Source organism: Shinella yambaruensis, assembly GCF_022899355.1.
Classification (GTDB): domain Bacteria; phylum Pseudomonadota; class Alphaproteobacteria; order Rhizobiales; family Rhizobiaceae; genus Shinella; species Shinella yambaruensis.
This window is the reverse complement of record NZ_JALJCK010000003.1, coordinates 437,835-461,460: the sequence shown is the minus strand read 5'-3', so window position 1 is coordinate 461,460 and position 23,626 is coordinate 437,835. Positions and strand designations below refer to the sequence as shown.

Annotated in this window: 24 protein-coding genes; 14 read left to right on the top strand and 10 right to left on the bottom strand. The window is 64.8% G+C overall.

All coding sequences use genetic code 11. The features are described 5' to 3' along the window. Positions 1-40 precede the first annotated feature (40 nt). Positions 41-1,321 (top strand): hemolysin family protein, encoded by a 1,281-nt coding sequence (locus MUU56_RS09385; RefSeq protein ID WP_244767037.1) that lies wholly within the window; start codon positions 41-43, stop codon positions 1,319-1,321. A 38-nt stretch (positions 1,322-1,359) separates the two neighbouring features. On the opposite strand, the gene soxR is transcribed toward MUU56_RS09385, so the two are convergent. Continuing rightward, positions 1,360-1,794: a redox-sensitive transcriptional activator SoxR gene (gene soxR / locus MUU56_RS09380; RefSeq protein ID WP_317633299.1), complete on the bottom strand. Its 435-nt coding sequence runs from the start codon at positions 1,792-1,794 to the stop codon at positions 1,360-1,362. A 98-nt stretch (positions 1,795-1,892) separates the two neighbouring features. Here soxR and MUU56_RS09375 point away from each other — a divergent pair, with 98 nt between their 5' ends. Both MUU56_RS09375 and MUU56_RS09370 read left to right on the top strand, forming a co-directional pair. Continuing rightward, a complete protein-coding gene (locus tag MUU56_RS09375; protein ID WP_244767035.1) occupies positions 1,893-2,465 on the top strand; it encodes an NADPH-dependent FMN reductase in 573 nt (190 codons plus the stop codon). Beyond that, positions 2,462-3,670 (top strand): MFS transporter, encoded by a 1,209-nt coding sequence (locus MUU56_RS09370; protein WP_244767034.1) that lies wholly within the window; start codon positions 2,462-2,464, stop codon positions 3,668-3,670. Before MUU56_RS09375 ends, MUU56_RS09370 begins: the two co-directional genes overlap by 4 nt. 76 nt (positions 3,671-3,746) lie before the next feature. On the opposite strand, the gene MUU56_RS09365 is transcribed toward MUU56_RS09370, so the two are convergent. Beyond that, on the bottom strand, positions 3,747-4,208 hold the full coding sequence (locus tag MUU56_RS09365) for a tRNA (cytidine(34)-2'-O)-methyltransferase (protein ID WP_244767033.1): 462 nt from the start codon (positions 4,206-4,208) through the stop codon (positions 3,747-3,749). Between the two features lie 452 nt (positions 4,209-4,660). Here MUU56_RS09365 and MUU56_RS09360 point away from each other — a divergent pair, with 452 nt between their 5' ends. From MUU56_RS09360 to MUU56_RS09325, 8 genes are all read left to right on the top strand, one after another. After that, positions 4,661-6,514 (top strand): ABC transporter ATP-binding protein, encoded by a 1,854-nt coding sequence (locus MUU56_RS09360; protein ID WP_244767032.1) that lies wholly within the window; start codon positions 4,661-4,663, stop codon positions 6,512-6,514. Positions 6,515-6,622: 108 nt separating this feature from the next. Continuing rightward, positions 6,623-6,895 (top strand): type II toxin-antitoxin system ParD family antitoxin, encoded by a 273-nt coding sequence (locus MUU56_RS09355; RefSeq protein ID WP_244767031.1) that lies wholly within the window; start codon positions 6,623-6,625, stop codon positions 6,893-6,895. Next, positions 6,892-7,203, top strand: coding sequence for a type II toxin-antitoxin system RelE/ParE family toxin (locus tag MUU56_RS09350; protein WP_244767030.1), 312 nt, complete (start codon positions 6,892-6,894; stop codon positions 7,201-7,203). Before MUU56_RS09355 ends, MUU56_RS09350 begins: the two co-directional genes overlap by 4 nt. 76 nt (positions 7,204-7,279) lie before the next feature. Further along, positions 7,280-9,148: an ABC transporter ATP-binding protein gene (locus MUU56_RS09345; protein ID WP_244767029.1), complete on the top strand. Its 1,869-nt coding sequence runs from the start codon at positions 7,280-7,282 to the stop codon at positions 9,146-9,148. 264 nt (positions 9,149-9,412) lie between these two features. Next, complete coding sequence (gene petA, locus MUU56_RS09340; protein ID WP_244767028.1) at positions 9,413-9,991, top strand: ubiquinol-cytochrome c reductase iron-sulfur subunit; 579 nt, start codon at positions 9,413-9,415, stop codon at positions 9,989-9,991. A gap of 14 nt (positions 9,992-10,005) precedes the next feature. Then, complete coding sequence (locus tag MUU56_RS09335) at positions 10,006-11,274, top strand: cytochrome b (protein ID WP_244767027.1); 1,269 nt, start codon at positions 10,006-10,008, stop codon at positions 11,272-11,274. A gap of 27 nt (positions 11,275-11,301) precedes the next feature. Then, positions 11,302-12,180, top strand: coding sequence for a cytochrome c1 (locus MUU56_RS09330; RefSeq protein ID WP_244767026.1), 879 nt, complete (start codon positions 11,302-11,304; stop codon positions 12,178-12,180). Positions 12,181-12,287: 107 nt separating this feature from the next. Next, positions 12,288-12,830 carry an adenine phosphoribosyltransferase gene (locus tag MUU56_RS09325; RefSeq protein WP_244767025.1) on the top strand — a complete coding sequence of 181 codons (543 nt, stop codon included), beginning with the start codon at positions 12,288-12,290 and terminating at the stop codon, positions 12,828-12,830. Between the two features lie 188 nt (positions 12,831-13,018). Here the strand turns inward: MUU56_RS09325 and MUU56_RS09320 are convergent, their stop codons facing one another. Genes MUU56_RS09320 through ychF form a run of 3 tightly spaced genes read right to left on the bottom strand, consistent with a single transcriptional unit; the run spans position 13,019 to position 15,059 of the window. Then, positions 13,019-13,486 carry a MaoC family dehydratase gene (locus MUU56_RS09320; RefSeq protein WP_244767024.1) on the bottom strand — a complete coding sequence of 156 codons (468 nt, stop codon included), beginning with the start codon at positions 13,484-13,486 and terminating at the stop codon, positions 13,019-13,021. Further along, positions 13,473-13,949, bottom strand: a complete 477-nt coding sequence (locus MUU56_RS09315) for a MaoC family dehydratase (RefSeq protein ID WP_244767023.1) — start codon at positions 13,947-13,949, stop codon at positions 13,473-13,475. Before MUU56_RS09315 ends, MUU56_RS09320 begins: the two co-directional genes overlap by 14 nt. A gap of 6 nt (positions 13,950-13,955) precedes the next feature. Beyond that, complete coding sequence (ychF, locus tag MUU56_RS09310; protein ID WP_244767022.1) at positions 13,956-15,059, bottom strand: redox-regulated ATPase YchF; 1,104 nt, start codon at positions 15,057-15,059, stop codon at positions 13,956-13,958. 158 nt (positions 15,060-15,217) lie between these two features. On the opposite strand from ychF, the gene clpS reads away from it, so the two are divergent. After that, on the top strand, positions 15,218-15,529 hold the full coding sequence (gene clpS / locus MUU56_RS09305) for an ATP-dependent Clp protease adapter ClpS (RefSeq protein ID WP_244767021.1): 312 nt from the start codon (positions 15,218-15,220) through the stop codon (positions 15,527-15,529). A gap of 40 nt (positions 15,530-15,569) precedes the next feature. Beyond that, positions 15,570-15,935, top strand: coding sequence for a hypothetical protein (locus MUU56_RS09300; protein WP_244767020.1), 366 nt, complete (start codon positions 15,570-15,572; stop codon positions 15,933-15,935). A 3-nt stretch (positions 15,936-15,938) separates the two neighbouring features. Here MUU56_RS09300 and pth read toward each other — a convergent pair whose 3' ends face one another. The 4 genes from pth to MUU56_RS09280 all read right to left on the bottom strand — a co-directional run bounded on the left by pth (position 15,939) and on the right by MUU56_RS09280 (position 20,730). Beyond that, positions 15,939-16,655, bottom strand: a complete 717-nt coding sequence (pth, locus tag MUU56_RS09295) for an aminoacyl-tRNA hydrolase (RefSeq protein WP_244767019.1) — start codon at positions 16,653-16,655, stop codon at positions 15,939-15,941. A gap of 71 nt (positions 16,656-16,726) precedes the next feature. Continuing rightward, on the bottom strand, positions 16,727-17,476 hold the full coding sequence (locus tag MUU56_RS09290) for a substrate-binding periplasmic protein (RefSeq protein ID WP_244767018.1): 750 nt from the start codon (positions 17,474-17,476) through the stop codon (positions 16,727-16,729). Between the two features lie 20 nt (positions 17,477-17,496). Further along, the gene (locus MUU56_RS09285; protein ID WP_244767161.1) at positions 17,497-19,884 is read right to left on the bottom strand and encodes an EAL domain-containing protein; all 2,388 of its coding nucleotides are present in this window, start codon (positions 19,882-19,884) and stop codon (positions 17,497-17,499) included. Positions 19,885-20,121: 237 nt separating this feature from the next. Further along, positions 20,122-20,730: a 50S ribosomal protein L25/general stress protein Ctc gene (locus MUU56_RS09280; protein ID WP_244767017.1), complete on the bottom strand. Its 609-nt coding sequence runs from the start codon at positions 20,728-20,730 to the stop codon at positions 20,122-20,124. Between the two features lie 234 nt (positions 20,731-20,964). Here MUU56_RS09280 and MUU56_RS09275 point away from each other — a divergent pair, with 234 nt between their 5' ends. Continuing rightward, the gene (locus MUU56_RS09275) at positions 20,965-22,419 is read left to right on the top strand and encodes a hypothetical protein (RefSeq protein ID WP_244767016.1); all 1,455 of its coding nucleotides are present in this window, start codon (positions 20,965-20,967) and stop codon (positions 22,417-22,419) included. Between the two features lie 3 nt (positions 22,420-22,422). Here the strand turns inward: MUU56_RS09275 and MUU56_RS09270 are convergent, their stop codons facing one another. Then, positions 22,423-23,613 carry a benzoate/H(+) symporter BenE family transporter gene (locus tag MUU56_RS09270; RefSeq protein ID WP_244767015.1) on the bottom strand — a complete coding sequence of 397 codons (1,191 nt, stop codon included), beginning with the start codon at positions 23,611-23,613 and terminating at the stop codon, positions 22,423-22,425. Between the last annotated feature and the right edge of the window lie 13 nt (positions 23,614-23,626).

Below are 23,626 nucleotides of genomic sequence, written 5' to 3'. Positions count from 1 at the left end.
GAAAGGCGCCGTTGCGGTTCAGAAGCACGGCTCACAGTCCTTGTTCGAACTCGCGATTGCTGTCTTCCTCATCCTCTTCAACGGGGTCTTCGCCCTTTCCGAACTTTCCATCGTCTCCGCGCGAAAACCGCGCCTGAAGACCATGGCCGCGCAGGGCTCGCGCGGCGCCGCCGCCGCGCTGAAGCTGGCGGACCACCCCGGAAAGTTCCTCTCCACCGTCCAGATCGGCATCACCCTCATCGGCATTCTCGCCGGTGCCTTTTCGGGTGCCGCGCTCGGCGGGCGCCTGCGTGACATCCTCTATGCCGAGGGTGTGCCGGACTGGCTGGCCGATCCGCTCGGCTACGGTATCGTCATCTTCATCATCACCTATCTTTCGGTGGTGGTCGGCGAGCTGGTGCCCAAGCAGATCGCGCTGAAGAACCCGGAGCGCTTCGCCGCGCTCGTCGCGCCGGCCATGTCGCTGCTCTCCAAGATCGGCGCCCCGGCGGTCTGGATCCTCGACGCCTCGACGCGGCTGATCTTCCGCCTCACCGGCCAGCACGAGGTTGCCGAGAGCGTCGTCACCGACGAGGAAATCAAGACCATCGTCGCCGAAGCGGAGGCTGCCGGCGTCATCGAGGGCGGCGAAAAGCTGATGATCGCCGGCGTCATGCGCTTTTCCGACCGCGAGGCGCGCGGTCTCATGACGCCGCGCAACGATGTCGACTGGATCGATCTCGGCGACACGATGGAGGAAATCCACCAGACCCTCAACGAGAGCCAGCATTCCCGTCTGCCGGTCGCCGATGGCGGGCCGGAGACGATCGTCGGCATCGTGCAGAAGCGCGAGCTGCTCTCGGCCGTGCTGGCCGGCCAGCCGCTCGATATCCGCGCCTTCATCCGCCCCGCGCCGATCGTGCCGGACACGATGGACGCGATGCGCGTGCTCGACAAGCTGCGCACTTCCGAAGTGCCGATGATGCTGGTCCACGACGAATACGGCCACTTCGAGGGCGTCATCACGCCCGCCGACGTGCTGGAGGCGATTGCCGGCGTGTTCCGCGCCGATATCGAGGAAGGCGACGACGACTATGCCGTGCAGCGCGAGGACGGCTCCTGGCTGATCGCCGGCGCCATGCCGATCGACGAGATGGCCGATCGCCTCGGCCTGCAGCTGCCGGCCCGCCGCAGCTACCAGACCGCCGCCGGCCTCGTCATCGAATCGCTGCAGAAGCTGCCGAAGACCGGTGAGGTCACGGAAACGCAGGGCTGGCGCTTCGAGGTCGTCGACATGGACGGCCGCCGCGTCGACAAGCTGCTCGCCACGCGGCTGGACTGAGCCGATCCCATCAAGCCGCGGTCGCGCGTTCCTGAAGGTCAGGGCTCGAGCAGCCTCGGGCCCGGCCCTTCGGCGGCCAGTTCGTCCAGCGGGTTGCGCAGCGGGCATTCCTGCATCGACAGGCAGCCGCAGCCGATGCAGCCGTCGAGCTGGTTGCGCAGCTTCGTCAGGCGCGCGATGCGCTCGTCGAGCTGGCGGCGCCAGGTCTCCGAGAGCTTGCGCCAGTCGAGGCTCGTCAGCGGCCGGTCGTGCGGCAGGACCGACAGGGCGTCGGCGATCTCCGAAAGCGGAATGCCGGTGCGCTGCGCCACCTTGATCACCGCCACCCGGCGCAGGATGCTGCGCGGATAGCGCCGCTGGTTGCCGCGGTTGCGCTGGCTGTGGATGAGCCCCTTCGTCTCGTAGAAATGCAAGGTGGAGACCGCGATGCCGCTACGCTCGGCGACCTCGCCGACGCTGAGTTCCCGGGGCATGCCGGTCCTCGGACATTTTTCCGTCATGGCTGTTGACCTCAACTTAAGTTGAGGTTTTATACCAGCGGCTCCTCGCATTTCCAAGACGGAGCCGCCGCATGACTGACAGACTGACGATCGCCCTCATCTATGGCAGCGGCCGCGAAGGGCGCTTTGCCGATACGATCGCGGGATGGCTGGAGCCTGAACTCGCCGGTTTCGGCCAGTTCAACATCGTGCGCATCGACCCGATGGAGCTGGCCTTCACGCCCGGCGGCCTCGACGAGGCCTCGGCAGAGCTGGTCGAAAGCCGGACTTCGCAGGCGGATGCCTTCCTGATCGTCACGCCGGAATACAACCATGCCTATCCGGCGGCGTTGAAGGCGATCATCGACAGCTGCTTCCGCCCCTGGCATGCCAAGCCGATCGCCTTCATCGCCTATGGCGGCGTCTCCGGCGGCCTGCGCGCCGTCGAGCAGCTGCGGCTGGTCTTTGCCGAGCTACATGCGGTGGCGATCCGCGAGACGGTGAGCCTTGCCCATGCCTGGACGCATTTCGACCCGGTCGGCAACCCTTTCCGACAAGGCCAGCTCAACGGCCAGCTTGCCGTCCTGATGAAGCGCCTGACCTGGTGGGCGAACGCGCTGAAGGCGGCGCGCATCGCGACGCGCTATGACGAGGCCGCAGCATGAAGCCGGAACACTATGCGGCAGCGGAGGTCGCCCGCTCCCCGGCAGATCTCCGGCGCAACTCGACGCTGCTCTTCATCAGCACGCTCACCATCATGTCCGGCGCGACGATTTCCGCCTCGCTGCCGGGCATCGCGGCGCGGTTCGCCGATGTGGAGAATGTCGCGCTGCTCAGCCGGCTGGTGCTGACGCTGCCTGCGGTCTTCATCGCGCTGTTCTCTCCGGCGGCCGGCTTCCTGGTCGATCGTTTCGGCCGCAAGCCGCTGCTCACGGTCTCGCTTGCGCTGTTCGCCATTGCGGGGGCGTCCGGCCTCGTCCTCGATACGCTGCCCGGCCTCCTGGTCGGGCGCGCCGCGCTCGGCATTGCGGTCGGCGGCATCATGACGGCGACGACGGCGCTGGTCGGCGATTTCTTCCAGGGCGCGGCGCGTGATCGCTACATGGGCCTGCAGCAGGCCTTCGTCGGCGTCGGCGGCACGATTTTCCTCACCGGCGGCGGTTTCCTTGCGGAGGTCCACTGGCGCGGGCCGTTCCTCATCTACACGGTGGCGGTCCTGCTGGTGCCGGCGGCACTCGCCTTCCTGCCGGAGCCGCGCCGCGCGCGGCCGGCCGGCCCCGCCACCGGGGCGGACCGGCTCGGCGGTCGCGCCACCGCATTGCTCGCCTTGCTGTTCCTCGCCGCCGCGGTCAACATGATCGCCTTCTACATGATCCCGACGCAGCTTCCCTTCTACCTCGAAACGCTCGGCTTTGCCGCCCCGAGCCTTGCCGGCACGGCGATCGGCGCGGGCCAGTTCGTCGGCGTGGTGAGCGCGCTCGCCTTCGCGCCCTTCCGGCGCCTCGCCGGCATCATGGGCGTCTTCGGCCTCGGCTTCGTCTCGGCCGGCCTGTCGTTCCTGCTGCTCTCGGGGGCGGAAAGCTATGCTGGCGTGCTCGCGGCCATGGCCGTCTCCGGTGTCTGCATGGGCACGATCATGCCGAATTTCGCGGCCGCCGCGATGCTGCTCGCTCCGCCGGCCCGGCGTGGCCGCGTCTCGGGCCTCCTGGTGTCCAGCATCTTTGCCGGCCAGTTCCTCTCGCCCGTCGTCTCGCAGCCGCTGATCGCCGTATCGGGTTACGACGGCGCCTATGCTATTGTCGGCGCCATCGTGCTGGCCTTCGGCGTCGTGGCCTTCGCGTTGCGCTGGTTGTGGCCGGGTGATGGCTAGGGCGATTCCCGTAGCCGCGCGAAGCCGGAAGGGCGGAGCGCTTTTGCGATTCGGGACGGAGAGGAAATGCGTGCGGTCAGGCAAAACCCGTCTGGCGCAGGGCCTCGCCGCAGATCATCGCGGCGGCGAGCGCGACATTGATGGAGCGCTGCCCCTCGACCATGGGGATGAGCACCCGGCCGTCCGCCCTGTCATGCACGTGGTCCGGCACGCCGGCGCTTTCGCGGCCGAAGAGCAGGATGTCGGTCGGCCGGTAGGCGAAATCCGTGTAGCGTTGGGCGGCCTTGGTCGAGGCGAGCACAAGGCGGCGGCCGCTTTCCCGCCGCCACGCCTCGTATCGCTCCCAGTTGACATGTCGCGTCAGCGTCACGGCGGCAAGGTAATCCATGCCGGCCCGCTTGAGGCTGCGGTCGGAAATATCGAAGCCGGCCGGCTCGATGATGTCGACGGAAAGGCCGAGGCAGGCGGCGAAACGCAGGATCGTGCCGGTATTGCCGGCAATGTCGGGCTGGTAGAGGGCGATGCGAAGTGCGGACATGCGGCCTCGCCTACAGCAATTCCGGCCAAAGTGCGAAGCGGTTTCGTCTTCAAAATCGCGGAAAGACAAAAAGATGGTACCGACCCGCCTTTCGGCGAAAAGCGGCGGGATGCCATCGCGGATGTGGCGGCAGGGCAACAGAATTGGCCGGAAAGACGAAATTGCGACAAAGCGGCTGGCAAATTGCGTCGTTTCGCGCTAACCAAGGCGCATCTTCAACGCGAGAAAAGGGAGGATCATTATGGATACCATGTATCGACCGCGCCTCCCGGCTGGATTGACGCCTCTTCTCGCGTAGGCGTTTCGCCACCAAGATTCCCACCGTTTCTTCATTTTACTTCGTCGTGTGACGCTTTTCGTCGCCCCACGGCAATCCTGCCGGAACCCCGTTCCTGACCGCGCCCGTTTTGCGCCGTCCGTGCCGGTTCCGTCTTTCTATTACGGAGAAAGCCATGTTCGGCTGGTTCGAAAGACGCTTGAATCCCTATCCTTCCGAGGCGCCCTCGCTGCCCCCGAAGGGCCTTTTCGCCTTCCTGTGGCACTATACGCGCCCGGCCGCCCCTTGGCTGGCCCTGCTCGGTTTCTGCTCCATGGTGCTCGGCATCGCCGAGGTCGTGCTGTTCCAGTTCCTCGGCAGCATCGTCGACTGGCTTTCGGCCGGTGATCCCGGCACGTTCCTCGCCCGCGAGGGCGACACGCTCGTGTGGATGGCGGCGCTGCTGCTCTTGATCATCCCCGGTTTCGGCGCGCTGCACACCATGACCATGCACCAGGCGCTCGCGGGCAATTTCCCGATGATCGCCCGCTGGCAGATGCACCGCTACCTCATCCGCCAGAGCATGACCTTCTTCTCCAACGAGTTCGCCGGCCGCGTCTCGACGAAGGTGATGCAGACGGCGCTTGCCGTGCGCGAAGCGGTGATGAAGATCATCGACGTCTTCATCTACGTGGTGAGCTACTTCATCTCGATGATCGCGATCATCGCCTCGGCGGAGATGCGGCTCGTCGTGCCGCTGCTCGTCTGGCTGGTGATCTATCTCGGCATCCTGCGCTACTTCGTGCCCAAGCTCATGGTCATCTCCCGCGAGCAGGCCGATGCGCGCTCGATGATGACGGGCCGCATCGTCGACAGCTACACCAACATCGCGACGGTGAAGCTGTTCTCGCATGCCGGCCGGGAGGAGAGCTATGCCCGCGAAGGCATGGACGCGTTCCTGCAGACCGTGCACAAGCAGATGCGGCTCATCACCCTGTTCAACATCGTGATCGACATCAACAATGTCATCGCGCTATTCGGTACGACGGCGATCGGCATCTATTTCTGGATGTCCGGCGACGTGTCCGTCGGCGCCGTGGCGGTGGCGGTCGGCCTTGCCATGCGCATCAACGGCATGTCGCAATGGGTGATGTGGGAAGTGACCGCGCTCTTCGAGAACATCGGCACGGTCTATGACGGCATGGGCATGATGACCAAGCCGCACGATATCATGGATGCGCCGCAGGCACCGGCCCTGCCGGCCGCCAAGGGCGCGATCGACTTCGATCATGTCCGCTTCCACTACGGCAAGAACAAGGGCGTGATCGAGGACCTGTCGCTCAGGATCGGGGCAGGGGAGAAGGTCGGCCTCGTCGGCCGCTCCGGCGCCGGCAAGACGACGCTGATGAACGTGCTGCTCCGGTTCTACGACCTCGAATCCGGCAAGATCACCATCGACGGCAAGGATATCGCGACGGTGACGCAGGACAGCCTGCGCTCGCAGATCGGCGTGGTCACGCAGGACACCTCCCTGCTGCACCGCTCGATCCGCGACAACATCGCCTATGGCAAGCCGGAGGCGAGCGATGCGGAAATCATCGAGGCGGCGAAGCGCGCCAATGCCTGGGACTTCATCGAAGGTCTCGTCGACCAGCACGGTCGCACGGGCCTCGATGCCCAGGTCGGCGAGCGCGGCGTCAAGCTCTCCGGCGGCCAGCGCCAGCGCATCGCGATCGCCCGTGTCTTCCTCAAGGACGCGCCGATCCTGGTGCTGGACGAGGCGACCTCGGCGCTCGATTCGGAGGTCGAGGCGGCGATCCAGGAAAACCTCTTCGCCCTGATGCAGGGCAAGACGGTGATCGCGATCGCCCACCGCCTCTCGACGCTGACCGAGATGGACCGTCTCGTCGTTCTCGACAAGGGTCGTCTCCACGAGACCGGCACCCATGCCGAACTGGTCGCCAAAGGCGGCATCTACGCCGATCTCTGGACCCGCCAGTCCGGCGGCTTCATCGCCGACGACGCCGAGGCGGAAGCGGCGGCGGAGTAACAGGTCAGAGGGCGCCCTTTCCAGCGGAAGGGGCGCCTTCATAATTGTTCTTATCTATTGGGATTTTTGGGCGCTATGCTATCTTATGGCAATGCAAAGGAGCGTCCCATGGCGACCATCACCATTTCTCTGCCTGACACCTTGAAATCCTTCGTTGAAAGCCAGATCGAGGCGAAAGGCTATGGCAATGTCAGTGAATATTTCCGCAGCCTCTTGCGCGACGCGCAGGAAAAGGAAAAGGAGGCCCGGCTTGAAGCCCTCCTGCTCGAAGGGCTCGCCTCCGGCAAGGGAGATGTGCCTGACGCCGCCTTCTGGGCGGACTTGAAAACGGAAGCCACTCAACTTCTTGCCACGCGCTCGCGTAAAAGCAAAGCACGTTGAAAACGATCGTCCTTCCATCCGCCCGCGCCGATATTCTCCGGCAGATCGAATATTTCATCGAAATCGGGCAGGACCTTGCGGCCGATCGATTCCTTGCCGCCACGCGCGCCGCCATCGATCATATTTCCCATACGCCGCAGGCGGGAGCGCCGCGCTCGGTCAAAAATCGCCGGCTCGCTGGTCTGAGAACCTGGCCCATAGATGGTTTTGATGATCTGAAAGTCTACTATCTGGTCTCGCCGGATGAAGTGGCGATAGTCCGCATTCTCCATGGACGCCGGGATATCACGCGCATCTTGGAAGGCTAGCGTCCGGCCGATCCGAGAGGGGCCACCTTTCCAATCTTTAATTTGTCCCCCGTCAAAAACCGCCTATATCGGAGGCATGATCTTCCGCCCGCTCTTCTCCTGGTTCGAGAACTGGATTCAGCCCTTCGCGCGGCGGGATGACCTTCGCCCGCCGCAGGGTCTTTTCGCCTTCATCTGGTTCTATGTCGGGCAGGCGAAGGCGCCGTTTGCGGCGATGCTTGTGCTCGGCGGCGTCACGGCGGGCATCGAGGCGGCGACCTTCTGGTTCGTCGGGCGGCTGGTCGATATCCTGGCGACGGTCAAGCCTGCGGACGGGTGGAGCGGCCTCATGGCCGCCCACGGGCCGGAGCTTCTGATGATGCTGGGCCTGATCGGCCTCGTCCGCTTCCTCGTCACGTTTCTCACGGCGCTCGTCGACCAGCAGGTCATCACGCCCGGCTTCTACAATCTGGTGCGCTGGCAGTCCTATGTGCATGTCGCGCGCCAGTCGCTCTCCTTCTTCCAGAACGATTTCTCCGGCCGCATCGTCACGAAGGTCTGGTCGGCGGGGCAGGCGACGGGCGACGTCATCACCTCCTTCATGGAAAGCGTCTGGTTCGTGACGATCTACACGGCCTCGACGCTGGTATTGCTCGGCGGGCTCGACTGGCGGCTCGCCGCCGTGCTCGGCGTGTGGCTGGTGGTCTTCTCCGTGCTGGCGCGCTACTTCGTGCCGCGCATCCGCGAACATTCGCGCCAGACCGCCGAAGCCGCGTCCATGCTCAGCGGCCGCATGGTCGATGCCTATTCCAACATCCAGACGCTGAAGCTCTTCGGCCGCGACGAGGCGAACGACCGCTACATGCGCAGCGGCTTCGACATCTTCCAGAAGACCACGCTCGATTTCACCCGCTTCCTGACGGGCGTGCGCGCCTCCATGGCCTTCGTTTCCGGGCTGATGATCGTCGCCATGGCGGTGCTCTCCATCCATCTGTGGCTCGGCGGCATCGCCAGTTCCGGCGCGGTCGCCTTCACCATGGCGCTGGTGCTCAGGCTGAATTTCCTGCTCAACCGGCTGATGACGCAGCTCAACAGCATCATGCGCAACATCGGCACGATCCAGAATTCCGCCGACCTGATCTCCCAGCCGATCGGCCTCGTCGACACGCCGGACGCGGTCGAGATGAAGGTCGCCCGCCCCGAAATCCGCTTCGAAGCCATCCGCTTCCATTACGGCCGTCCGTCCGGCGTCATCGACGACCTGACGCTGTCGATCCGTCCCGGCGAGAAGGTCGGCATCGTCGGCCGCTCCGGCGCCGGCAAGTCGACGCTGGTCAACCTGCTGTTGCGTTTCTACGACCTCGAAGGCGGGCGGATTCTCGTCGGCGGGCAGGATATCGCCGCCGTCACGCAGGAGAGCCTGCGCGTCAATATCGGCATGGTCAGCCAGGATACCGCGCTGCTGCACCGCTCGATCCGCGACAACATCCTCTTCGGCAATCCGGACGCCAGCGAGGCCGAGATGATCGAGGCGGCGCGGAAGGCCGAGGCGCACGACTTCATCCTCGCCCTGGAGGACCAGCGCGGCCGGAAGGGCTATGACGCCCATGTCGGCGAGCGCGGGGTCAAGCTGTCGGGCGGCCAGCGCCAGCGCATCGCCATTGCCCGCGTCATGCTGAAGGACGCGCCGATCCTTGTGCTCGACGAGGCGACCTCGGCGCTCGATTCGGAGGTCGAGGCGGCGATCCAGTCGAACCTCGAGCGCCTGATGCGCGGCAAGACCGTGCTCGCCATCGCCCATCGCCTGTCCACCATCGCCGCGCTCGACCGGCTGATCGTCATGGATCGCGGCCATGTCGTGGAGGAGGGGACCCATGCGGAACTCGTCGCGCGCGGCGGGCTCTATGCGGATCTCTGGTCGCGCCAGTCGGGCGGGTTCCTCGGCCACGAGGAAGCGGCGCAATAGGGCCGCAAAGCGTCGTTTCCCACGCCCTTTCCAAGCCCGGAAGCGCTGGATGTTCAAGGCGATGCCTGCGCCTTGTCAAGATGCCCCGTTTTTCCCGCGACAATGTGCCCACCTCCCCTTGCCAAGGCTGGACATAATTTGCGATCAAGCATAGAACGCGCCGGATTGACGGGGAATCTATGGCCGTATTGTGTCCGGATCTTGCCGGTTTCCAAAGGGGCGTTGCGGTTTTCCGCAGACTTTGCGTGAGAGGATGGTTTAGCCGTGAGCGAACACGAGACAACAAGCGAATCCCTGGGCGAGCCCACTCGCCGCGATTTTCTTTACCTGACCACCGGTATGGCGGGCGTCGTGGGCGGCGTTGCGGTTGCCTGGCCGTTCATCGACCAGATGCGTCCGGACGCGTCCACGCTGGCGCTCGCCTCCATCGAGGTCGATGTCTCCAGCCTGCAGCCGGGCATGTCGCTGACCGCCAAGTGGCGCGGCAAGCCGGTCTTCATCCGCAACCGCACCGACAAGGAAGTCGAGGAGGCGAAGGCCGTCCAGCTTTCCGACCTCAAGGACCCGGTCGCCCGTAACGCCAACATCGCTTCCGACGCCCAGGCGACGGATCTCGACCGCTCCGCCGGCGAGGGCAAGGAGAACTGGATCGTCATGATCGGCTCCTGCACCCATCTCGGCTGTGTTCCGCTCGGCCAGGCCGGCGATTTCGGCGGATGGTTCTGTCCCTGCCATGGTTCTCACTACGATACCGCCGGTCGTATTCGTAAGGGTCCGGCCCCCGAGAACCTGCCCGTGCCGACCTTCTCGTTCGTATCCGACACAGTCATCAAGATCGGTTGAGGGGACTACTGATAATGAGTGCTGAACATTCAACCTACCAGCCGACGACTGGCATCGAAAAATGGGTCGATTCGCGGCTGCCTCTGCCGCGCATGATCCATGACAGCTTCGTGTCCTACCCGGTCCCGCGCAACCTGAACTATGCCTATACCTTCGGCGCCATGCTGTCGGTGATGCTGATCGTGCAGATCCTGACCGGCATCGTGCTGGCCATGCATTATGCCGCCGAAACCACCGTCGCGTTCAACTCGGTCGAGAAGATCATGCGCGACGTGAACCACGGCTGGCTCCTGCGCTACATGCACGCCAACGGCGCGTCCTTCTTCTTCATCGCGGTCTATCTCCACATCGCCCGCGGCCTCTACTACGGCTCCTACAAGGCGCCGCGTGAAATCCTCTGGATCCTCGGCGTCGTCATCTACCTCCTGATGATGGCGACGGGCTTCATGGGCTACGTTCTGCCCTGGGGCCAGATGTCCTTCTGGGGCGCGACCGTCATCACCGGCTTCTTCTCGGCCTTCCCGTGGGTCGGCGAGTGGATCCAGCAGTTCCTGCTCGGCGGCTTCGCGGTCGACAACCCGACGCTGAACCGCTTCTTCGCGCTGCACTACCTGCTGCCGTTCATGATCGCCGGCGTCGTCGTCCTGCACGTCTGGGCGCTGCACGTCACCGGCCAGACGAACCCGACGGGCGTCGAGGTGAAGTCCAAGACCGACACGGTCGCCTTCACGCCCTATGCGACGCTGAAGGACGCCCTCGGCGTCTCGGTCTTCCTGATCGTCTTCGCCTGGTTCATCTTCTACATGCCGAACTACCTCGGCCACCCGGACAACTATATCCCGGCCGACCCGCTGAAGACCCCCGCCCATATCGTTCCGGAATGGTACTACCTGCCCTTCTACGCGATGCTGCGCGCCATCACCTTCAACATCGGCCCGATCGACTCCAAGCTGGGCGGCGTTCTGGTGATGTTCGGCTCGATCATCATCCTCTTCTTCCTGCCGTGGCTCGACACCTCCAAGGTTCGCTCCGCCGTCTACCGTCCGTGGTACAAGCTGTTCTTCTGGATCTTCGTGGCCAATGCCATCATGCTCGGCTGGCTCGGCGCCATGCCCGCCGAAGGCATCTACGTCATCCTCTCGCAGCTCGGCACGGTCTACTACTTTGGCTTCTTCATCGTCCTCATGCCGATCCTCGGCCTGATCGAGACCCCGAAGCGCATTCCGAATTCGATCACGGAAGCGGTTCTGGAAAAGAAGAACGCCAAGGCGGCCAGAGCCTGATAGCGAGCGACGAAAGGAACCATGACAATGAAAAAGCTTGTTGCAGGCATTCTGTCGCTCGCCCTCTTCGCCGGTATCGGCGTCTCCTTCGCGACCGCGCAGGACGAGTATGCCGCCGGTGGCGCCGAAGCGGAGCACGCCACGCCCCACTACCCGATCCACAAGCCCAAGCAGCAGGACTGGAGCTTCGCCGGCCCGTTCGGCAAGTATGACAAGGGCCAGCTCCAGCGCGGCCTGAAGGTCTATACCGAAGTCTGTTCTGCCTGCCACTCGATGAGCCTCGTCTCCTTCCGCACGCTGGAAGGTCTCGGCTACTCGGAAGCCCAGGTGAAGGCATTCGCGGCGAACTACGAGGTCGAGGACGGCCCGAACAGCGATGGTGAGATGTTCACCCGCAAGGCCGTTCCGTCCGACTACTTCCCGTCGCCCTACGCCAACCACGAGGCGGCTGCCGCTTCGAACAATGGCGCGGCCCCGCCGGACTTCTCGCTGATCGCCAAGGCGCGCGGCATCACCCGCGGCTTCCCGCAATTCGTCTTCGACATCTTCACCCAGTACCAGGAAGGCGGCCCGGACTACATCTACTCGCTGCTGACCGGCTATGACGAAGAGCCGCCGGCGCATGTCGAGGTCGCCGAAGGCACGCACTACAACCCGTATTTCGCAAACGCCGCGGCGCTCGCCATGGCCAAGCCGATCTCCGACGACCAGGTCACCTATGACGACGGTTCGCCGCAGACGGTCGATCAGTATGCGCATGACGTTTCCGCCTTCCTGATGTGGGCCGCCGAGCCGCACCTGGAGGACCGCAAGCGCACCGGCTTCATGGTCATGGTCTTCCTGGTGATCTTCACCGGCCTGATCTACCTGACGAAGAAGTCGGTCTACGCGAACAAGGAACACTGAGCGGTCCTGCCGCTCTGTCGAAAGGCGGCCTTCGGGCCGCCTTTTTTGTTGTGGGGCGATGCCGCACCTGCAATAACCGGAAAAAGCCCTCCGCAGTCGGAATTCCCATGTCCACACTCGAAAATGAACTCGTCGCCGCGATCCGCAACATCCCGGATTACCCCAAGCCCGGCGTCATGTTCCGCGACATCACCACGCTGCTCGGCAATCCGCGCGCCTTCCGCCGCGCGGTGGACGAGCTGGTGCATCCCTATGCGGGCATCGGCGTTGCCAAGGTCGCCGGGATCGAGGCGCGCGGCTTCATCCTCGGCGGCGCCATGGCACACCAGCTGTCGACCGGCTTCGTGCCGATCCGCAAGAAGGGCAAGCTGCCGCACGAGACCGTGCGCATCGCCTATAGCCTGGAATACGGCGTGGACGAGATGGAGATGCACAAGGACGCCATCAGGCCGGGCGAGAAGGTCATCCTCGTCGACGACCTGATCGCCACCGGCGGCACGGCGGAGGCGGCGGTGAAGCTGTTGCGCCAGATGGGGGCGGATATCGTCGCGGCCTGTTTCGTCATCGACCTGCCGGAACTCGGCGGGCGGAAGAAGCTTGAAGCGCTCGACGTGGAAGTGCGCACGCTGGTGGCGTTCGACGGGCATTGAGCATAGCTGCCCGCGATCTGCCGTCTGCGGTGTCGCCCCTCATCCGGCCTGCCGGCCACCTTCTCCCCGCAAGCGGGGCGAAGGGATATGCCGCGCCGGTTTCCCCGGCCCATACTGTTCATGGGGCAAGTTCCCTCTCTCCGCTTGCGGGGAGTGGGTTGGGGTGAGGGGCAAACCGAACGTGCGGTTCAGACGAATTCCAGAACCGTGCTCTCGAACCGGATGACCGGCTCGCCATTCTGGTTCCTTCCCGCACACAAAATCGTATTGATCAGCCGGCCCGGCCGCGAGGCGAGTTCGCGCGAGGCCGTCAGCGTCACCGAATAGGTGATCGTGTCGCCGGCGAAGACCGGCTTCAGCCAGCGCAGGTTCGTGAAGCCCGGGGAGGGGCCGAGCTTCGGAGGCGCGATCCCCTCGGCGGCGAGCCGCCGGCATTCGCCCGTCCAGAAGGGCACGAAGCATTTCATCCACCCTGCGCTGGAATGCCAGCCGGAGGCGCAGAGGCCGCCGAACAGCGCGTGCCTGGCCAGTTCCGCATCGAGATGGAAGGGCTGCGGATCGAAATTCCTGGCGAAGCGGATGATGTCTTCGGCGGTGAAGGTGAGGCTGCCGATCTCGACGGCCTCGCCGAAGGCGTAGAGCTCAGCCATGCGCATGGTCGGCTCCCTTTTCGGCAAGGCGCATCATGTTGATATATTCGCAGAGCGCGACCGTTTCCCCGCGCTGGTTCGTCACCGTGGCGCGCATGCGCACGATGCCGATCTCAGGCCGCGAGCGCGAGACGCGCGCATCCAGCACCTCGCAATGGCCGCCGAGCGTGTCGCCGGCGAGCACCGGGCGCTTCCATTCCATGGCATCGACGCCCGGCGAGCCCTCCGAGGTGGAGCCGCGGATATAGGCCTCGTAGAGCATGCGCATCATGACGGCGCTGGTGTGCCAGCCGGACGCGGCGAGCCCGCCGAGGATGCTGGTGCGGCCGGCTTCCTCGTCGAGATGCATGGGCTGGGGATCGAATTCCCGCGCGAAGGCGATGATCTCGTCCGCCGTCAGCGTCCGCTCCGCGAAATCGAAGCGGCGGCCGGGCGTGAAATCCTCGAAGGTCAGCTGCGCGTCCGTCATGGGCGTTTACGTATTGAAGCGGAAGTGGATGACGTCGCCGTCCTGCACCACGTATTCCTTGCCTTCGTCGCGGCCCTTGCCGGCTTCCTTGGCGCCGACTTCGCCCTTGTAGGCGATGTAGTCGTCATAGGAGATGGTGAAGGCGCGGATGAAGCCGCGTTCGAAATCCGTGTGGATGACGCCGGCGGCCTGCGGGGCCTTGGTGCCGCGCACGATGGTCCAGGCGCGGGTCTCCTTCGGACCGACCGTGAAATAGGTGATGAGGTCGAGCAGGTGGTAGCCGGCGCGGATGAGCCGGTCGAGGCCCGCTTCCTCGAGGCCGAGCGCGGAGAGGAATTCGGCCGCTTCCTCTTCCGGAAGCTGGGCGACCTCGGATTCGATCGCCGCCGAGATGATGACGCATTCGGCGCCCTGTTCCTTCGCCATGGCGGCAACGGCCTCGGTGTGCTCGTTGCCGGTCGAGGCGTCGGCCTCCGCGACGTTGCAGACATAGAGGACCGGGTGCGAGGTCAGCAGGTTGAGGCCGCGCAGGACGTCGATCTCCTCGGGCGCCAGCGTCTTCAGGAGAAGGCGGGCCGGCTTGCCCTCGTTCAGCAGCTTCACCACGGCTTCCATGATCGGCAGCTGCGCGATGGACTCCTTGTCCTTGCCGGTGGCGCGTTTGCGCGTCTGCTCGACGCGGCGCTCCAGGCTTTCGAGGTCGGCGAGCATCAGCTCGGTCTCGATCGTGTCGGCATCGCCCACCGGGTTGATGCGGCCCTCGACATGGGTGATGTCATCGTCCTCGAAGCAGCGCAGCACATGCACGACCGCATCGACTTCGCGGATGTTGGCGAGGAACTTGTTGCCGAGGCCTTCGCCCTTCGAGGCGCCGCGCACGAGGCCGGCGATGTCGACGAAGGAGATGCGGGTCGGGATGATCTCCTTGGAGCCGGCGATGGCGGCGAGCGCCTTCATGCGCGGATCGGGAACCGCCACCTCGCCGGTGTTCGGCTCGATGGTGCAGAAGGGATAGTTGGCCGCTTGCGCCGCCGCCGTCTTGGTCAGCGCGTTGAAGAGGGTCGACTTGCCGACATTCGGCAGACCGACGATACCGCATTTGAAGCCCATGGAAGGTGATCCATTCGTCTTAGAAAATCGTTGCCATCGCTATGGGGGATGGCGGGGGCAGGGTCAAGGGCTTCGGGCCGCGCGGGCCTTGAAGTCGTCCCTCCTGCGGTGCACAATGGGCCGCACATCGCTCGAAGCCGGAATACGAGGAGCTTCCCATGAGCAATGGTGACACGACCCTGACCCCGAAAACGGTGACGAAGCCGAAGCTGGAGCGGCCGAGGCTCTACAAGGTCATTCTCGTCAACGACGATTATACGCCGCGCGAATTCGTCGTGCTGGTGCTGAAAGCCGTGTTCCGCATGGCGGAGGAGACGAGCTACCGGGTGATGATGACCGCGCACAAGATGGGCACGTCCGTCGTGGTCGTCTGCGCCCGCGACATCGCCGAGACCAAGGCGAAGGAGGCGACGGACCTGGCGAAGGAGGCGGGCTTCCCGCTGCTCTTCCAGACCGAGCCGGAGGAATAGGCTTCATCCGATATTAGCGGTCTTCGCCCATGCTGCGGCCATGATCGAAGAAGCCGCCACCTGGCACTATGCCGTTGCCTTCGTGTTCTTCCTTCTTGTAGGGGCGATCGGGCACGTCTGCCGCGCCGTCTTCAATGTCTTTCCCGACCGGCTTTTCGACCGGACGACGCTCGATCTCGTCGTCAGCGACGGCTACGACTGGAACGACCGGATCTTCGCGGGTTACTATCGGCTCGATTTCTGGCGGAATTTCCGGAACGCGACGGTCGGCTGCGGCCTTGCCGGCCTCGCCGTCATGCTGTTTTCCGACGGCGCCTCCGGCCTTGTCGCGCGGGGCATCGAGACGGCGCTTGCCTGGCTGTGGGACCTTTTCCTCTACCGGCTCGAAACGATCCGCTGGCTGTAGGTCCTACTCGCCCTTGTTGCCGAGCAGCTTTTTCAGCATCTCCGCCATCGGCCCCGTCGTCGGCAGGATTTTCGGTTGGGCGTGGTTGCGCGCCTGGCGGATGTGCGACTGGCCGGCCGGCTTCTGCGCGGGTGCCTTTTCCGCTTCCGGCTTGCTGCCGGTGGCGAGCGCCAGCTTGTTCATCAGCTGCGAATCCTCTCCCCGCACCAGCATGTCGGCATTGAGGGCGAGCTCGTCGAGCAGCGGATCGAGCCAGCCATGGTCGGCCTTGGCGAAATCGCCGAGCACATGGTGGGTGACGAGCTCCTTCACGCCCGGATGGCCGATGCCGAGGCGCAGGCGCCTGTAGTCCTTGCCGCAATGGGCGTCGATCGACTTGATGCCGTTGTGCCCGCCATGGCCGCCGCCGACCTTGATGCGCGCCTTGCCGGGGGCAAGGTCCAGCTCGTCGTAGATCGCGACGATGTCCTTGGGGGCGAGCTTGTGGAAGCGCATCGCCTCGCCGACGGATTCGCCCGAAAGGTTCATGAAGGTCTGCGGCTTAACGAGCAGCACCTTCTCGCCGGCAAGCTCGCCCTCGGAGATCTCCGCCTTGAACTTCTTCGACCAGGGCGAGAACGGGTTCTTGCGGTGGATCGCATCCAGCGCCATGAAGCCGATATTGTGGCGGTTGCCCGCATATTTTGCGCCCGGATTGCCGAGCCCCGCGATGATCTGCATGGAATGGTCCGCCAAAAGGATCTGTCCCGCCTTCACCACCGCGAAAGCGGCCGGAAGTCAACCGCCCGCGATCATTTCTTCGCGCCGCCATCGGCCGTGCGCGTGTTCGGCGGCAGGCCGTAGGCGGCGAAGATGCGATCCTGCTCGCCGCTGACGATGAGCTGGTCGAGCGCCGCCTGCAGCCGCGTGATGAGGTCGGGCGGCGTGTCCTTGTGGCAGGCGAGGCCGTAGATCTGGCCGGCCATCAGCATGGCCTTTTCGACCGGCTGGCCCTGGTTGACCAGGTTCTCATAGGTCTTGATCGAGGTCGGCATCAGGTCGATGCGGCCGGAGAGCAGCTTGCGCACCGAGATGTCGATGTCCACGGCAAGGTCGATATCCTTGAAGCCGAGATCCTCCAGCGCCTCGACGGCGAAGTCGCCGCGCTGCGAGCCGACCTTCATGGTGAGCGCCTCCTGCATGCTGTCCGGCCCCTTGCTGCCGTCCTTGCGCTTCAGGAGCACCATCTCGTCCTTCAGAAGGGGATTGACCCAGGCGAAGCGGCCGGCGCGTTCACGGTTGTAGCCGGCCGTGAAGACGCAGTTCATCGGCTGGTTCTCCGCCAAAGCGAAGGCGCGGGCCCACGGCATGATCTCGATCGTGTAGTCGACGCCCGCCGCTTTGGTGATCGCGGCGACCTGCTCGACGGCGATGCCGGTGATCCTACCGTCCCTGGAATAGTTGAACGGGGCGTATTCCTCCGTCACGAAATGCAGGGTTTCGGCAAGCGGCGCGGAAAGAGGGGCGAGCGACAGGCAAAGCGTCAAGAGCAGCGTCTTCATCGTCTCGTCCTTGTCCTTCGTCAGGAGGCGGCGGCCCGGCGTTCGGGTCTCTCCGTCACCGTGAATTCGTCCAGCTTCTCCAGCAATGCGTCAAGCGGCAGAGGGCGGCTCAGGAGGTAGCCTTGGCCGAATTCCACCTGCATGGCCTGCAGGATATCCCACTGTTCCGTCGTCTCGATGCCTTCCGCCACGACGGCGCAGCCCATCTGGTGCGAGATGGTGCGTATGCCTTCCACCAGCATGCGGCTCTTGCGGCGCACGTCCGGCTGGTCGGAGGAAAGCGAGCGGGTGAAGGACTGGTCGACCTTGACGATATCGACGGGGAAGCGGTTGAGATAGGACAGCGAGGAATAGCCGGTGCCGAAATCGTCGAGCGCGATGCGGCAGCCGAGGTCGGAGAGCGCGTCGAGCACTTCGCGCACGACGGGATTGTCGAGCATCAGCACCGCCTCGGTGATCTCCACCACGATGCGCGACGGCGTGATGCCGTGCTCCAGAAGCAGGGCGGCAAGGCGCGCGGGCAGGGCGGGCTCGAACTGCAGGGGCGAGAAGTTCACCGCGAGATAGGCGTCGGCAAGCCCGTCGAGCTTCGAGATGATCGAAAGGCTGGCGATCGACTTCGACAGGATGCAATCGCCGATGCGGCCGATCGAGCCGTTCTCCTCGGCAATGCCGATGATCTCGGCCGGCGGCAGCAGGCCGCGCTCGGGGTGGTTGAGCCGCATCAGCGCCTCGAAGCCGGCGACGCGCCCGTCGGCGAGCGACACGATCGGCTGGAGATGGGCGATGAACCAGTCCTCGCGCAGGCCCTGGTCGATGAACTGCTCGGTCTCCAGCCGCTTGCGGGCGATGTCCACCATGTTGCTGTCGAAGAGCTGCACGCCGTTCTTGCCGCTGCGCTTGCGCGCATACATGGCCATGTCCGACTTCTGCAGCAGGCAGGCCGCCGTCTCTGCATGGTCGGGATAGACGGCGACGCCGATGCTGGCGCTAACATGGAGATCGGCGCTGTTGACGGTGAGCGGGGTGCGCAGGCTGGCGACCAGCCTTTCGCTGACATCCATGGCGAGCTGGCACGCGTTCGGCGCGCAAAGCAGGATCGCGAATTCGTCGCCGCCGAGCCGGGCGATCCGGTCGCCCGCGCGCAACTGCCGGCGCAGGCGCGTCGCCACCTGGCAGAGCACGTCGTCGCCCGCCGCATGACCGAGATTGTCGTTGATCCACTTGAAGCGGTCGAGATCGACGAAGAGGCAGGCGAGCTGCTGGCCGAGCTTGTCGACGTCGCCGATCAGCTCGTCGAGCACGGATTCGAAACCTTGCCGGTTGAGCAGCCCCGTCAGATGGTCGGTGATCGCCTGGCGGTGGTTGCGGTTCTCCGCCTCCTTGAGGTCTGTGACATCGGTCATGACCGACAGCGACAGCGCCTGCCGGCTGCTGCTGGCCGCCACGCCGGTTTCGAGGATCAGCACGTCGATCATGCTGCCGTCGGCGCAGCGGAAGCGCACGGTCGCCTCGCAGATCCCGCCTTCCACGCTGTTTTCGTCGTGGCGCTTGCGGTAGGTGTCGCGCCAGTCCTCGGCGACGAAATCGGTGAATTCCTGGCCGATCACCGCGGCGCGGCGATAGCCGGTCGCCGTCAGCCAGTAGTCGCTGACGGCGGTGATGCGGTTGTCCGCATCGATGGAGAAGAGCATGGCCGGCGTGAGGTTGTAGATGTCGGTGGCGCGGGCATGGGCGAGCTTCAGCTCCTTCTCCTCGCGCTCCAGCTTGCTCTGCATCTCGTTGAAGTTATGGGCGAGCGCGCCCATTTCGTCGTTCGAGGTCCAGTCGACATGGTGGCGCGAACCGAGCCGGCGCGTCGCCTCGATGGCCGCCGTCAGCCGCATCAGGGGGCGGATGATGGTGATGCGGTTGCCGATGATGGCGGCGGTGAAGAGGGTGGCGACGGCGAAGAAGAAGATGGTGAAGATGCTCATCTCGTCCTTCGAGAAGCGCGAGAGCAGATGCGCCTTGCGGATCCAGATTTCCGCCGTGCCCACCTTCTTGATGCCGTCGTTCGCCTTGTAGAGGATGTCTGCCTTGACGATGGAACGCGTGTCGTCCGGATCGGGACGGGTGGCGGGCTTCCGGATGTCGATGAGATCGGACGTGTCGCGCACATGGACGAAGGCGATGTCGGCATCCGCCTGCAACGCACCGACGATCTGGTCGATGCTGTCCTTGTCGAAATCCCAGAGCGGCTTGCCGAGCGCCTGGACATTGGCCTGCAGCAGAACTTCGGTGTTCTGCAGGCGCTCGCGCGCCACGCGGTCGGACGAAAGGATCAGGAACAGCACGAAGAGCGGGGCGACGAAGATGAGCAGGGCGCCGATGACGATGGCGATGAAGCGGCTTTCCACCGAATGCATTTTCATGCCGGTTGCCCCCCTGCCATGATGCCAAGCCCGCCCATGATGCCCCTCGTTGGCTTTCGTCATTTTTGGAGGCTTAGATTTTCACCAAAGTCTTAAATGTTGCTGAAATGGCGATCCGGAAAAGTGCCGGTTGCTCAGGCTTCCCGCAACGGTAGTGCCTGGCGGCGGACAAAGAAAACCCCGCATCCGGTGGGATGCGGGGTTTTCAGGATCGTTTCTGAACGGAGCCGATTACTCGGACGCTTCCGTTGCTTCTTCTTCCTTCACGCCGGCAGCCGGGACGGCGATCGTGGCGATCGTGAAGTCGCGGTCGGTGATGACCGGGCTCGTGCCCTTCGGCAGCTTGATGTTGGAGATGTGGATGCCTTCGCCGACCTTGAGGCCCGTGAGGTCGGCCGTGAGGAATTCCGGAATGTCGCCGGCCAGCGCGTGCAGCTCGACAGCGTGGCGAACGATGTTCAGGACGCCGCCGGCCTTGATGCCCGGGGACTTCTCTTCGTTGATGAAGTGAACCGGAACTTCGACCACGACGTGGGTGTTGCCCGAAACGCGGAGGAAGTCGACATGCATCGTGAAGTCGCGGACCGGATCCAGCTGGTAGTCCTTCGGCAGGACCTTGATCTTCTCGCCGTTGACGTCGATCGTGGCGACGGTCGTCTTGAAGCCGCCGGCGTGGATGCGCTGGGTGACGTCCTTGGTCGAGATGGCGATGGAGAGCGGGGCCTGCTTGTCGCCATAGATGACTGCGGGAATAAGGCCGTTGCGGCGAAGTTCACGGGAGGACCCCTTACCAACCCGTTCGCGCGTCTCGGCCTTGAGCTCGTAAGTTTCGTGGCTCATGGCTTTACCTTTCATGTGTTACTGGAGAGCCCTTCGCACGCGGAGAAGCACTCCGCCGCGCAAAAAGCTTGAGGATTTCGTGAAAGCCTCATCCACGTTGCCTCCAAGGGTGTCTACGCGGACGGGGGCTCGATAAACGAGAATGCCCGGAAATGCAAGGCCCGTGGCCGGATTGACACGATGCGGTCATGATTGGATGTTCGCCTGCAAACCGGTTCGGCGAAGGAGGCCACGATGAGACGACAGATCCTGATGGCCTCGGCCGCATTCGCGCTGGCATCGGCAAGCCCGGCCCTCGCCCAGGCGGTTTCGCCGGCCGAAGCCGAGAGCATCCAGCAGAAGCTCACGCGCTACCTGCCGCAGGACATGATCGAGGCCGGCCTCGTCACCGTCAAGGCGGCGACCTCGTTCTACGAACTGCGCTTCAATCCGGCCGTGCTTGTCGAAAAGCACAAGTCCGGCGCGGTGACGGTCGAGGGGCTGAAGCCGACGACGGCCTATCTCCGGCCCATGCCAGAGGGCACCTACCGCGTCGAGGCCAGCGACAGCTTCGACATCAAGGGCTCGGTTGATGCCGCGCCCGGCAAGAACTCCTTCTCCTATATCATCGCCTCGATGAAGCTCGACGGCATCTACGATCCGGACATCCTCTACTTCACCTCCGCCGACTGGACGGCCGAGAGGATCGCCTTCACCAGCACTTCGCCGCAGGAGAGCATCACGGCGAGCTTCGGCGAGACGGCGATGCGCCTTGCCGCCGAGAAGAAGGGGGAGGGCATCCTCGACATATCCAGCACCGGCGTGATGAAGGCCTTTGCCGAGACGATCACCGGCGGGACGAACGGCCGGGTCGACATAAGCGCCGATACGGTCGACATCGATGTCAGCATGGACGGCGCGCGCAACAAGGTGGTCCAGGACCTTGTCTTCTTCGTGCTCGACAACATGCACAAGGACAGGCTGGAGGCAGCGGATGCGGCGCGGCTGAAGGAGATGCTGCGCTCCGCCCTGCCGGTCTTCGACAATCTCACCGAGACGATCAGGGCCTCCAATGTGACGGTCGGCACGGAGCGGGGCATATTCGGCGCCGAGAGCGTCAGCTATGTCATCGACATGAACGGCATCGCCCATTCCACCCGTGTCGGCTTCGGCTTCGGCGTGGAGAAGCCCAGGCCGCCGGCCGGCATCCTGCCCGCCACCTTCGCGGAGGCCGTGCCGGAGCGCGCGACCTTCAAGGCGGCGGTGACCGATCTCGACCTTGCGGGCGCCGTCAACTATCTCATCGACCATGCGGACTTCACCAAGTCCGAGCCGTTGACGGACGAGCAGAACAAGGAAATCGGCCGTATCGTCCTGCCGGATGGCGCGATGACCGTGGAGTTCGAGGACGTTTCCGCCGTTTCGCCGATCTATGACGTGCACCTTGCCGGCAAGATGCAGGTCTATCCCGAGCAGAAGGACCGGCACAGCGCCGAGGTGACGCTGACCATGCGCAACTTCGACAAGACGGTCGCCTATCTCCAGAAGAACGCCGCCACCGTGCCGCAATTCGGCCAGGCCGCCTTCGGCCTCCTGATGATGAAGGGCCTTGCGCGCGATGCCGGCGGCGGCGCGCAGGTCTGGGACGTCAAGGTCGGCGAGGACGGCAAGGTGCTGATCAACGGCCAGCCGCTGCCGTTCCAGCAGTAGGCATCAGGGTCTTGCGCGGCGCCTTGCCGTGAGACGGGCGAGCGCCAGCATCAGCCCGCCGGCGATCAGCCCCCAGAAGGCGCCGGAAATGCCGGCGAAGGAGACGCCTGAGGCGGTGACGAGGAAGGTCACCGCAGCCGCCTCGCGCCCTTCCACGGCGTGGAAGGCGTTGAGCGCCGAGCCGGCGAAGGCGCTGATCAGCGCGAGGCCGGCGACGGCCTGGATGAGGATCGGCGGGGCGAGGCTGACGAAGGCCGTGACGGCGCCCGCGGCAAGTCCGAAGATCACGTAGAAGACGCCGGCATTGATCGCCGCCCAGTAGCGCCTGGCCGGGTCGGGATGCGCGTCGCTGCCGGCGCACATGGCGGCGGTGATGGCGGCGAGGTTGACCGCATGGCCGCCGAAGGGCGCCGACAGCAGCGAGAAGAGACCGGTGACGGCGAAGAGCGGGCCGGGGCTGGGCTCGTAATGGTTGACCTTCAGCACGGCGATTCCCGGAATGTTCTGGGAGGCCATGGTGACGATGAAGAGCGGCAGCGCGATGCCGACGAGCCCGGCGACCGTGAAGACAGGCGCGACGATCTCGGGCTGCGGCAGCAGGGCATCGGTGAGCCCGGCAAAGGCGCCATCGGGAATGTCGATGCCAAAGGCGAGCACCGCGACGAAGGCGGCAAGCGCGGCGGGCACGGCATAAAGCCGGTTGATGCTGCCGACGACCACCCAGGCAAGAACGATCGGCAGGCCGAGCAGCGGATCGAAGGCGATGGCCTTCACGGGGGCGAAGCAGAGGCCGATCAGCACGCCCGAAAGCATGGCGTTGGCGAGCGTCGCCGGAATCGCGGCGACCATGCGGCCGAGCGGCTTCCAGAGGCCTGCTATGACGATCAGCACCGCGCAGACGAGGAACCCGCCGACAGCTGTCGCAAAGCCGCCCTCCACCGCGCCGGAACTGGCGAGCAGCGCCGCGCCCGGCGTCGACCAGGCGATGGAGACGGGAAGCCGCGTCGCGGCGCTGAGAACGATGGCGCACAGGCCCATCGACACGGACAGCGCCATCAGGCCGGAGGCCGCCTGGGCTTCCGTCGCGCCGACGCCCGTCAGCCCGTGCAGCACGACGGCGAAGGAACTGGCAAAACCGACGAAGGCGGTGAGCAGGCCCATGAACAGGGCTTGAGCGGAAAAATCACGAAACATGGCAGGATCGATG

What these genes read in the sequence shown, in the direction of transcription:
- soxR (WP_317633299.1), bottom strand. Translation starts at nt 1,794, where the DNA reads ATGCCCCGGGAACTCAGCGTCGGCGAGGTCGCCGAGCGTAGCGGCATC.
- MUU56_RS09375 (WP_244767035.1), top strand. Translation starts at nt 1,893, where the DNA reads ATGACTGACAGACTGACGATCGCCCTCATCTATGGCAGCGGCCGCGAA.
- MUU56_RS09370 (WP_244767034.1), top strand. Translation starts at nt 2,462, where the DNA reads ATGAAGCCGGAACACTATGCGGCAGCGGAGGTCGCCCGCTCCCCGGCA.
- MUU56_RS09365 (WP_244767033.1), bottom strand. Translation starts at nt 4,208, where the DNA reads ATGTCCGCACTTCGCATCGCCCTCTACCAGCCCGACATTGCCGGCAAT.
- MUU56_RS09360 (WP_244767032.1), top strand. Translation starts at nt 4,661, where the DNA reads ATGTTCGGCTGGTTCGAAAGACGCTTGAATCCCTATCCTTCCGAGGCG.
- MUU56_RS09355 (WP_244767031.1), top strand. Translation starts at nt 6,623, where the DNA reads ATGGCGACCATCACCATTTCTCTGCCTGACACCTTGAAATCCTTCGTT.
- MUU56_RS09345 (WP_244767029.1), top strand. Translation starts at nt 7,280, where the DNA reads ATGATCTTCCGCCCGCTCTTCTCCTGGTTCGAGAACTGGATTCAGCCC.
- MUU56_RS09335 (WP_244767027.1), top strand. Translation starts at nt 10,006, where the DNA reads ATGAGTGCTGAACATTCAACCTACCAGCCGACGACTGGCATCGAAAAA.
- MUU56_RS09330 (WP_244767026.1), top strand. Translation starts at nt 11,302, where the DNA reads ATGAAAAAGCTTGTTGCAGGCATTCTGTCGCTCGCCCTCTTCGCCGGT.
- MUU56_RS09325 (WP_244767025.1), top strand. Translation starts at nt 12,288, where the DNA reads ATGTCCACACTCGAAAATGAACTCGTCGCCGCGATCCGCAACATCCCG.
- MUU56_RS09320 (WP_244767024.1), bottom strand. Translation starts at nt 13,486, where the DNA reads ATGCGCATGGCTGAGCTCTACGCCTTCGGCGAGGCCGTCGAGATCGGC.
- MUU56_RS09315 (WP_244767023.1), bottom strand. Translation starts at nt 13,949, where the DNA reads ATGACGGACGCGCAGCTGACCTTCGAGGATTTCACGCCCGGCCGCCGC.
- ychF (WP_244767022.1), bottom strand. Translation starts at nt 15,059, where the DNA reads ATGGGCTTCAAATGCGGTATCGTCGGTCTGCCGAATGTCGGCAAGTCG.
- clpS (WP_244767021.1), top strand. Translation starts at nt 15,218, where the DNA reads ATGAGCAATGGTGACACGACCCTGACCCCGAAAACGGTGACGAAGCCG.
- MUU56_RS09300 (WP_244767020.1), top strand. Translation starts at nt 15,570, where the DNA reads ATGATCGAAGAAGCCGCCACCTGGCACTATGCCGTTGCCTTCGTGTTC.
- pth (WP_244767019.1), bottom strand. Translation starts at nt 16,655, where the DNA reads ATGCAGATCATCGCGGGGCTCGGCAATCCGGGCGCAAAATATGCGGGC.
- MUU56_RS09290 (WP_244767018.1), bottom strand. Translation starts at nt 17,476, where the DNA reads ATGAAGACGCTGCTCTTGACGCTTTGCCTGTCGCTCGCCCCTCTTTCC.
- MUU56_RS09285 (WP_244767161.1), bottom strand. Translation starts at nt 19,884, where the DNA reads ATGCATTCGGTGGAAAGCCGCTTCATCGCCATCGTCATCGGCGCCCTG.
- MUU56_RS09280 (WP_244767017.1), bottom strand. Translation starts at nt 20,730, where the DNA reads ATGAGCCACGAAACTTACGAGCTCAAGGCCGAGACGCGCGAACGGGTT.
- MUU56_RS09275 (WP_244767016.1), top strand. Translation starts at nt 20,965, where the DNA reads ATGAGACGACAGATCCTGATGGCCTCGGCCGCATTCGCGCTGGCATCG.
- MUU56_RS09270 (WP_244767015.1), bottom strand. Translation starts at nt 23,613, where the DNA reads ATGTTTCGTGATTTTTCCGCTCAAGCCCTGTTCATGGGCCTGCTCACC.